The following is an 8,426-nucleotide window of genomic DNA, read 5'->3' on the forward strand; positions in this document are numbered from 1 at the left end:
AGCCGTCGCCCGCGTACCAACCCCCGCCGCCACCTGCGTACCAGCCGCCCCCGTACTACCCCCCGCCGCCGGGCTGGACCCCGCCGCCTGCCCCACCGCCACCTCCGCCGCCGCCGGCGCCCGCGCCGAGCGGGCACCCACCTCCGCCGCCGGGCTGGGATCCGCCGGGCGACGAGGAACGGCACGAGTGACCGGCGTCGCGGCCGTCCCCGCCGCCGCGGTGGATCCCGACGCCGCGCGCCGCCAGGCGAAGCAGATCCTGGGTGAGCGACGCTTCCGCCCCGAGCACGTGCCGCGCCCGTTCGCGGGTGTGCTGCGGTGGCTCGGACGACAGCTCGAGCCGATCGGGCGGGCGCTCGCGCCGGTCGGGCGGTTCTTCGAGACCCCGGCCGGTCTCGCCGTGCTCGCGGTCGGCATCGCGGCCGCGACCACGGTCGTCGCGTTCGTGATCGCGTCACGACGCAGTGCACGCGCGACGGCACGCCGGGGGACGGGCGCGCGGGCGAACGCGCGCGAGGATCCCGCCGCGCTCGAGCAGGCGGCCGACGAGGCCGAGGCGAGCGGCGACTACTCCACCGCGGTCCGGTTGCGGTTCCGAGCCGGGCTGCTGCGGCTCGACCGCGCGGGTGCCATCCGTCTCGGACCGTCGCTCACCGCCGGGCAGGTCGCGCGACGTCTCGCGCTCGACGAGTTCGACGACGTCGCGCGCGAGTTCGAGTCCGTCGCATACGGCGCGCACGACGCGGGCCGCGACGCCGCCGCCGCGGCCCGTCGCGGATGGACGCGCGTGCTCACCGCGGTCGGGGAGCGATGAGCGACACGACGATGCGCTGGACGCGCATGCACCCGGCCGCGCGCGCGGCAGTCGTCGTGACCGCGCTGGTGATCGTCGTGGTCGTCGCGCTCGCCGCGTTGGACTCGGCGACGCGTGGCGCGCAGAACGGCGGCCCCGACTCGTCGTCGCTGTCGACGGCGACGTCCGGGACCGCGGCCTACGCGGAGCTGCTCGCGCGCGCCGGTCATCGCGTGATGCACCAACGCGGCAGTCTCGCCGGCGCGCACCTCGACCCGTCGACGACGCTCGTGCTGCTCGACCCCGATCAGGTGGACCGGGCCGACCTCGACACCGTGCGCTCGTTCGTGCTGCGCGGAGGCCATCTCGTCGCCGGCGGCAGGGATCCCGAGTGGATCCTCGAGCTCGCACCCGAGGACGTCCCCGGCTGGACGCCTCACGGCACGCGCACGGTCAGGGTGACCACACCCGACGGCGACGCGCTCCAGGTCCGCACGGACGGGTCCGGGAGCTGGGTCGAGCCGCACGGCGTGCGTGCGCTCACGTTCTCGCCCGCGCGCAGCGAGGGGCGGGCGGTGCTCCTCGCGGACGCGTCCCCGTTGCAGAACCGTCTCCTCGACCAGGCCGACAACGCCGCGTTCGGGCTCGCGCTCGCCCCGGCCGGGCAGCCCGTCGTCTTCGCGGAGGGTGTGCACGGCTACTCGGGTGCGACGGGCCTGGCCGCGATCCCGTCGCGGTGGAAGGTCGCGCTCGTCACCGTCGCGCTCGCCGCGTTGCTCGCGATGGTCGCCGCAGGACGGCGACTGGGCCCACCCGAGGACCGCGCCCGGGAGCTGCCGCCGCGACGTCGTGCCTACGTCGACGCGCTCGCGAGCACGCTCGCGCGAACGCGGCGTCCCGCCGAGGCACTCGCGCCCGTGCAGCGCGAGATGCGGACGCGCGTCGCGCAACATGCGGGGCTCGAACCCGACGCGTCACCGGACGCGGTACGCGACGCGGCACGGACGCTCGGCTGGGACGTCGAGGAGGTCGACGCGCTGTACGCCCCGCTCGACGACGACCGCCACGTCCTCGCCGCGGGACGCGCGCTCGCACGGGAAAGCGCGAACCGCGGGACATCCACGCGCGACGATCGGCGCGCGAACGCAGGGAGCACGACGTGAGACAGCTGCGCGAACGCGTCAGCAAGGAGATCCGCAAGGTCGTCGTCGGTCAGGACGACGTGGTCGACCTCGTCCTCGCCGCGGTCGCGGTGAACGGCCACGTCCTGCTCGAAGGCGTGCCGGGTGTCGCGAAGACCCTGCTCGCGAGCGCGACGGCACGCGCGCTCGGCGTCGGGTTCGGCCGCGTGCAGTTCACGCCGGACATGCTGCCGTCGGACCTCACCGGGACGATGACGCTGCGGTGGTCTCCCGACTCCCGCGTCCAGGAGCTCGTGTTCCGACCGGGTCCCGTGTTCACGAACGTACTGCTCGCCGACGAGATCAACCGCACGCCGCCCAAGACGCAGGCCGCGCTGCTCGAAGCGATGCAGGAGGCGCAGGTGTCGGTCGAGGGACAGCCGCATCCGTTGCCCGACCCGTTCCTCGTCGTCGCGACCCAGAACCCGATCGAGTACGAGGGCACGTACCCGCTCCCCGAGGCGCAGCTCGACCGCTTCCTCGTGAAGATCGACGTCGGCTACCCCGACGAGGCCGCCGAGCTCGCGCTGCTGCGTCTCGACCACCGCGGCGTGGCACCCGCGACGCTCGACGACGTCGTCGCGGTCACCGACGCCGACGAGCTGCGCGAGCTGCGCGCGACCGTCGACGCCACGACCGTGACCGACGAGGTGCTCGCCTACATCGCGGCGATCGTGCGCCGGACGCGCGAGCTGCCGAGCGTCGCGCTCGGCGCGAGCCCGCGTGCCGCGGTGCACCTGCTCGCGGCGTCGAAGGCGTCGGCGCGCCTGAGCGGGCGCGAGTTCGTGACGCCCGACGACGTCGCGTGGATGGCGCGCCCGGTGCTGCGGCACCGTCTGCAACTGCGGCCCGAGGCGGAGCTCGACCGCTACCAGCCCGACGAAGCGGTGCAGGCCGCGATCGCGTCGGTGCCGGTCCCGCGCTGAGGATCGCGCCGGCATGAGCCCGACGCTCGTCGCCGCGCTCGCGATCGGTGCCGTCCTCGTCATCGCGGTCGGGAACGCGCCGTTGACCGTGACGCGGCGGACGGCGTTGCTGTTGATCGTCGCGGGACTGCTCGCGCTGCCGACGGATGCGCAGGTCGCGCTCCTCGCCGCCGTCGCGGTGGTCGCCGCGTTCGTCGTGGACGCCGTGCTCGCGCGCCGGCCGCCCGTCGTGCGGCGCACGGTTCCGGGCGTGCTCGCGCGCGGCGTTCCCGCGTCGCTGACGGTCGACGCGAGCGCGCCCACCGCCGGTCGGTTGCGCGTCCGTCAGCCCCAGGTCCCCGACATCGCCGTCGACCCGCCCGAGGCGGACGGCGGGCTCGACGCACGCGTCACCGCACGCCGGCGTGGCCGCCACGTCCTCCCTGTCGTCGCGGCGCGAGTCGACGGTCCGCTCCGGCTCGCCTCGTGGTATCGGGAAGGACGCGCGCCCGCGGAGCTCCTCGTGTACCCAGACGTTCCCGCGGCGCGGCGCCTCGCGCTCGCGGTCCGGCGCGGTCGCTTCGGCGACGAAGGGCGCCGCACGCGCGGACCGCTCGGGCTCGGGACCGACTTCGAGTCGATCCGCGAGTACCTCCCCGACGACGACGTCCGTCGCGTGAACTGGCCCGCGTCGCAGCGCGCCGGCCGGCCGATGACGAACCAGTACCGCGTCGAGCAGGACCGCGACGTCGTCTGCGTCGTCGACTGCGGGCGCCTCATGGCCGCGCCCGTCGGCGACGCGACGCGCCTCGACGTCGCGCTCGACGCCGTGACGGCCGTCGCGCTCGTCGCCGACGAGGTCGGTGACCGGGTCGGCGTCGTCGCGTTCGACTCGACGATCCGCCGGGAGCTGCGCCCGCGGCGTGCGGGCGGTGACCGTGTGGTGCGCGCGATCTTCGACCTGGAGCCGACCGACGTCGACGCCGACTACGAGCACGCCTTCCGCCGCATCGGATCGAAGCGCGCGCTCGTCGTCGTGCTGACCGACCTCCTCGAGGAGGCGGCCGCGCAGCCGCTGGTCGACGCGGTGCCCGTCCTCGCGCGCCGTCATGCCGTCGTCGTCGCGGGCGCGACCGATCCCGACCTCACTGCGCTCGTGTCGAACGAGCCCGCCGCGCCCGCCGACGTGTACGCCGCGGCGGTCGCGCTCGACGTCCTTTCCGCGCGGCGCGAGGTCGCGGCGCGGCTGCGTCATGCGGGCGCGGACGTCCTCGAGGCGCCACCCCGGTCGCTGCCCGCGGCGTGCGTCAGCGCGTACCTGCGAGCGAAAGCTCGCGCGCGTCTCTGAGCGAGCGAGCCGGGAGGCGAGCGGAAGCGTGGCCTAGCGGCCCGGCGCCGAAGGCGCCAAGAGCGGAGACATGAGTGGGTCGTCCGGGCGCTCGGGACGGCCGCGCCACCACACCATCGTCCAGAAGGTGCCGCCGAGGACGACGCCGAAGACGATCGCGGGGACGAGCCCGATGCCCGACGTCGAGAGCGAGCCCTCCACGATCCCGGCGACGACGAGACACAGCGCGGTGCCGAGCGCCATCTCGGCCGCGGGCCTCGCCTCCGCGACGAGCGCCGCGCGTCGACGCCGGAGTCCGGGCGCGACGAGGGCCCACCCCATCCGCATCCCGGCCGCGCCCGCCACGATGATGCACGACAGCTCCAGGACGCCGTGCGGGAACGCGAACTCGAACAGCGCGCGCCCGTTGCCCGCGTCGATCGTCAAGCCGAACACCGTCCCGAGCGTCACGCCCTGGTACACGAGCACGACCGCGCTGCCGATCGCGGCGGCGATGCCGGCCGCGAACGCGAGGAACGCGACGCGGATGTTGTTCGTGAAGATCGCGCTGGACGCGGCGGCCTTCTCGTCCGCGGTCAACCCGAAGTTCGCCTTGGCTCGGTCCACGACCGTGCGGAACTCGGACGGCACGAGACCCTGCGCGGCGCCGGGGTCGCGCACCGCCCAGACGCTCGAGAGGAGCCACGGACCCATCAGCAGCACGAACGACGCGAGCAGCAGCCACGGCCGTTCGCGCACGCGCCGCCAGTACCCGGTCGTGACGAAGTGGCGCAGCGTCGACGACCGACGCGAGCTCTCGTAGACGAGCGCACGCGACCGCACGACGAGATCCTCGAGCCGCGACACCACCGCCTCGCCCGGGAACGCGCGTCGAGCGAACGCGAGGTCCGCCGAGGTCGCGCGGTACAGCGTTCCGAGCCGGCGCACGTCGTGCGGCGCCAGGCTCGACGCGCGGCGGCCGGCGCGCCGCACGAGCGAGTCGAGCTCGTCCCACCGCGCCCGGCGCTCGTCGACGAAGCGCTCCAGGTTCACGTCGCCATTGTCCCGCATGCGGCAGGCTGGAGATTCACATGACGTTCGACGATCGGGTCACGATCGCGACGCCCGAGGGCGTCTCCCTCGATCTCGTGCTCGCGGGGCTCGGATCACGGTTCATCGCGACCGCGCTCGACGTCGTCATCGAGCTGGTCCTGTTGATCGCGCTGTATGCCGTGTTCACCGCGACGACGAGCAACGGGTTCGTGCTGGCGATCTTCTCGATCGCGGCCTTCCTGGTGCTCTTCGGGTACGACGTGCTCTTCGAGGTCGCGAACGCGGGCCGGACGCCCGGCAAGCTCGCGGCCGGGCTGCGCGTGCTCCGGCGCGACGGACGACCCGTCGACTTCGTCACGAGCGCCGTCCGCAACATCCTGCGTCTCGTGGACTTCCTGCCGTCGTTCTACGTCATCGGCGCGGTGATGATCGTGGTGACACGCGACCACCAACGCCTGGGCGACATCGCGGCGGGGACGATCGTCGTGCGCGAACGACGCCCGACGATCCGAACGACACCGACGCCGCCGCCCGCGCCGATCTCGGACCAGTCGTATCTCTCGTGGGACGTGAGCGCGATCACACCGGAGGAGCTCGCGACCGTGCGGAGCTTCCTCGCTCGACGCGCGTCGATCACACCCGCGGCGCGTGCGCAGCTCGGATGGGAGCTGTCGGCGCGCCTGCGCCCCAAGGTCGGCGGGCCCCACGACCAGTGGCAGCCGGAGCAGTTCCTCGAGGCGATCGTCGCGGCCAAGGCGGCACGCGGCTGAAGGCGAGCGAGCCGGGGGAGGCGCCGGGACCGGGCGACGCAGCCGGTACGCTCCTCGTCCGTGGTCGTACCGGCTGGGTCGACTCCGATCGGGCGTCGCGGGGTCCACCCGCGTTCTTCCCGCGTCTCCGCGATCGCGACGAAGCAGACCGTCGACGCGGGTCGCCTGCGCGCCGCCGGCGCGGCGATGCTCGGCATCGCGGTCGTCCGGCCGATGCTCCCTATCCAGCCCGGCCTGCGGTGCCCGTTGCGGACGTTGACCGGGGTGCCGTGCCCCTTCTGCGGGATGACGCGCGCGGTGACCGACGTGGTGCACGGCGAGCTCGCGAAGTCGCTCGTCATGAACCCGGCCGGCGTCGTCGCGGTCGCGATCGCCGTCGCGTTGCTGGTCGCGTGGCGCGTCCGTCGGATCACGTACGCGACGTGGCTGATCCCCGTCGTCCTCGCGCTCATGTGGTCGTACCAGCTGTTCAAGTACGCGACCGGGCGTCCCCTCTGAGCGGTCACCGAGCACGCACCCACCCGTCACCGAACAGGAGCTCCCGATGACGCAGCCGCCGCCGTCCGAGCCGCCCGAGGGGCCGGGCTCGAACCCACCGCCGCCGCCTCCGCCGCCAGCTCCTCCTCCCCCGCCGCCTCCCGGAGAGTCCGGTTGGGGGGCACCGCCGCCGCCACCTCCGCCGCCCGGTGGCCCGGGTGGTCAAGGGTGGGGACCGCCCCCGATGCCCGGTCAGTGGCAGGGACCGCCGCCGGGCGCGACGGGCCCGTCGGGACCGCGCGCCGGCTTCGGGACCCGATTCGCCGGCGCGCTCATCGACGGCATCATCCTCGCCGTCGTCAACTTCGTCCTCCGTGCGATCACGGGCGCGGCGATCGGCGGGATCCTCGACTTCGTCGTCGACGCCGCGTACGTCATCTACTTCGTGCAGACCGCGAGCGGCCAGACGATCGGCATGCGCGTCATGAGCATCCGCGCGATCGACGCCACGACCGGCGGACGGGTCGACGCGGGCAAGTCCGTCGTGCGCTACGTCGTCGGCATCGTGTCGGGGCTCGCGTGCCTCGTCGGCTACCTCTGGATGCTGTGGGACCCGGAGAAGCAGACGTGGCACGACAAGGCGTCGGGGACCTACGTCGTCCCGACCGAGTACTACCCCGTCGAGCGCTGGCCGGGTTGAGCAGCGCGCCGCGCGCACGCGACCGAACGCGGGACGGGCGGCCCGGAGGCCGCCCGTTCCACGTCGCACGCTCCACCCGCGAGCTGGGGAGGTTCAGGCTCCCTTCGAGCGCCAGAAGTCGCTCAGCGCTCCCTGCACCTTGTACAGCCAGACGAGCCCGCCGACGAACGGCACGATGACCCAGATGCCCGTCGTCACGCTGACCGGCGACTCACGGCCGTCGCGGACGTAGAGGCCGCTCACCTCGGACGGCAGCATGAACGCGGTCACGAGGCCGCCGGTGATGAAGCCGAGGACGAGGCCGACGATCCCGCCGAGGCCCTCCCCGCTGTAGTCCTTCGTCTCCTGGAACACCTTGTAGTTCCAGTAGAGGCCGTAGATGCCGAGCGTGACGATGCTGAGACCGATCACGCCGAGCCACGAGCGCGGCTTGCCGATCTGGCCCTGCACGGCAGCCGGCGCGGCCTGCTGGTCGATGGTCGTGGTCAAGTGGTTCCTCCCTGTCGGGACCCGCTCCTGCCCGCTTCGGGGTTGCATCGGACCCGGCCGTGAGTCACTTGACCGGTTTCTCACGAGCCGTGCGCGCTCGCGTGCACTCCAGACCTTCATGTCGGCGTGATCATGCGGACGACCTGACGGCGGGTCGGTTTTACGCGTCGACCTCGCGCCGGCCCTCCAGAGCGCGGCCCAGCGTCACCTCGTCGGCGTACTCGAGATCGCCGCCGACCGGGAGCCCGCTCGCGATCCGCGTCACCCGGACGCCGAGCGGCTTCAACAGACGGGCGAGGTACATCGCCGTCGCCTCACCCTCGATGTTCGGGTTCGTCGCGAGGATCACCTCCTCGACGCCCTCGTTCGCGATCCTCTCCAGCAGCTCGCGGATGCGGAGCTGCTCGGGACCGACGCCCTCGATCGGCGAGATCGCGCCCTGCAGCACGTGGTAGCGGCCGTGCAGCTCCTGCGTGCGCTCCAACGCGACGATGTCGCGCGGCTCCTCGACGACGCAGAGCACGCGTGAGTCGCGCCGCTCGTCGCGACAGAACGAGCACAGCTCACCCTCGGCGATGTTGAAGCAGCGTCGGCACCACGACACCTTGTCCTTCGCGTCGACGATCGCCGTCGCGAGGCGCCGGGCGTCCTCGGGCGCGACCTTCAAGAGGTAGAACGCGATCCGTTGCGCGGACTTCGGCCCGACGCCCGGGAGCCGGCCGAGCTCGTCG

General features: G+C 73.5%; 10 protein-coding genes. 7 read left to right on the forward strand and 3 right to left on the reverse strand.

What is annotated here, in order from left to right:
- The first annotated feature begins 187 nt into the window (after positions 1-187).
- Genes VFC33_01840 through VFC33_01855 form a run of 4 tightly spaced genes read left to right on the forward strand, consistent with a single transcriptional unit; the run spans position 188 to position 4,227 of the window.
- Positions 188-814: a DUF4129 domain-containing protein gene (locus VFC33_01840; GenBank protein ID HZR11967.1), complete on the forward strand. Its 627-nt coding sequence runs from the start codon at positions 188-190 to the stop codon at positions 812-814.
- A complete protein-coding gene (locus tag VFC33_01845) occupies positions 811-1,956 on the forward strand; it encodes a DUF4350 domain-containing protein (protein HZR11968.1) in 1,146 nt (381 codons plus the stop codon). Before VFC33_01840 ends, VFC33_01845 begins: the two co-directional genes overlap by 4 nt.
- Complete coding sequence (locus tag VFC33_01850; protein ID HZR11969.1) at positions 1,953-2,900, forward strand: MoxR family ATPase; 948 nt, start codon at positions 1,953-1,955, stop codon at positions 2,898-2,900. The genes VFC33_01845 and VFC33_01850 overlap by 4 nt, the downstream gene beginning before the upstream one ends.
- 13 nt (positions 2,901-2,913) lie before the next feature.
- On the forward strand, positions 2,914-4,227 hold the full coding sequence (locus VFC33_01855; GenBank protein ID HZR11970.1) for a DUF58 domain-containing protein: 1,314 nt from the start codon (positions 2,914-2,916) through the stop codon (positions 4,225-4,227).
- 33 nt (positions 4,228-4,260) lie between these two features.
- Here the strand turns inward: VFC33_01855 and VFC33_01860 are convergent, their stop codons facing one another.
- A complete protein-coding gene (locus tag VFC33_01860) occupies positions 4,261-5,259 on the reverse strand; it encodes a stage II sporulation protein M (protein HZR11971.1) in 999 nt (332 codons plus the stop codon).
- Positions 5,260-5,297: 38 nt separating this feature from the next.
- Between VFC33_01860 and VFC33_01865 the strand changes: the two genes are divergently transcribed.
- From VFC33_01865 to VFC33_01875, 3 genes are all read left to right on the forward strand, one after another.
- On the forward strand, positions 5,298-6,029 hold the full coding sequence (locus VFC33_01865; GenBank protein ID HZR11972.1) for an RDD family protein: 732 nt from the start codon (positions 5,298-5,300) through the stop codon (positions 6,027-6,029).
- Between the two features lie 60 nt (positions 6,030-6,089).
- Positions 6,090-6,527, forward strand: a complete 438-nt coding sequence (locus tag VFC33_01870) for a DUF2752 domain-containing protein (GenBank protein HZR11973.1) — start codon at positions 6,090-6,092, stop codon at positions 6,525-6,527.
- Positions 6,528-6,750: 223 nt separating this feature from the next.
- Complete coding sequence (locus VFC33_01875; protein HZR11974.1) at positions 6,751-7,206, forward strand: RDD family protein; 456 nt, start codon at positions 6,751-6,753, stop codon at positions 7,204-7,206.
- 93 nt (positions 7,207-7,299) lie between these two features.
- On the opposite strand, the gene VFC33_01880 is transcribed toward VFC33_01875, so the two are convergent.
- Both VFC33_01880 and recR read right to left on the reverse strand, forming a co-directional pair.
- The gene (locus VFC33_01880; protein ID HZR11975.1) at positions 7,300-7,695 is read right to left on the reverse strand and encodes a DUF4234 domain-containing protein; all 396 of its coding nucleotides are present in this window, start codon (positions 7,693-7,695) and stop codon (positions 7,300-7,302) included.
- Between the two features lie 160 nt (positions 7,696-7,855).
- Positions 7,856-8,426: recombination mediator RecR (gene recR, locus VFC33_01885; GenBank protein ID HZR11976.1), on the reverse strand; the 571-nt coding region annotated here is incomplete at its 5' end.

This window comes from Acidimicrobiia bacterium, from assembly GCA_035651955.1.
Lineage (GTDB): Bacteria > Actinomycetota > Acidimicrobiia > IMCC26256 > JAMXLJ01 > JAMXLJ01.